This is a genomic window from Allobacillus halotolerans, from assembly GCF_018967645.1.
Lineage (GTDB): Bacteria > Bacillota > Bacilli > Bacillales > Alkalibacillaceae > Allobacillus > Allobacillus halotolerans.
This window is the reverse complement of sequence record NZ_JAHLZF010000091.1, coordinates 1-545: the sequence shown is the minus strand read 5'-3', so window position 1 is coordinate 545 and position 545 is coordinate 1. Positions and strand designations below refer to the sequence as shown.

The 545-nt window shown below is 47.3% G+C and carries 1 pseudogene; it reads right to left on the bottom strand.

Annotation, left to right across the window (positions count from 1 at the left end):
* Positions 1-12 precede the first annotated feature (12 nt).
* Positions 13-545 (bottom strand): annotated as a pseudogene (locus KQ486_RS14800) (hypothetical protein); the annotation flags it as partial.

Here is a 545-nt window from a genome sequence, read left to right as displayed (position 1 = left end):
TATATTATAAACTTAAATGGTTGGTATTATATCATGCACTTCATTGTATCCTGTCATGAGCGCCGTGATGCCTTCAAGCATATCCACAGCTTCTCTTTCTATATTCTCCTGTTGTGCCGGGAGAACAGGCGGTTCCATGGTTTCTTCTGTCTCTCCCTGTACGCTACCATGCAGCATGGCCTTTACCTGGTCCGGAGATATCTTTCTGACACCACGTCCGGTCAGCTCCTTGCATGCCGTGACAATGTCCGTTCCGGAAAATCCATTTTTTCGGGCATAGTCCAGCAACAGAACAAACGTCCTGTTGTCCTCCTTGAAATGGATGTCATACAGCCTTCTCAGTTCTTCCGGTGCTCTTTGCCAAACCACAGAGTGGGGCAATGCCCCCGGTTTACGGGAAAGTGTACGCAAATAGTGCTCCAGCTTGATGCACCAGTCTCCACCGCAATAACTGCGTTGATGAGAGGCCACTTTCTCCTTCCCGTACAGGATGACGATTTTTTCACTATAAACCTTGACATGTACTTTTTCTCCCACAAGAGAAT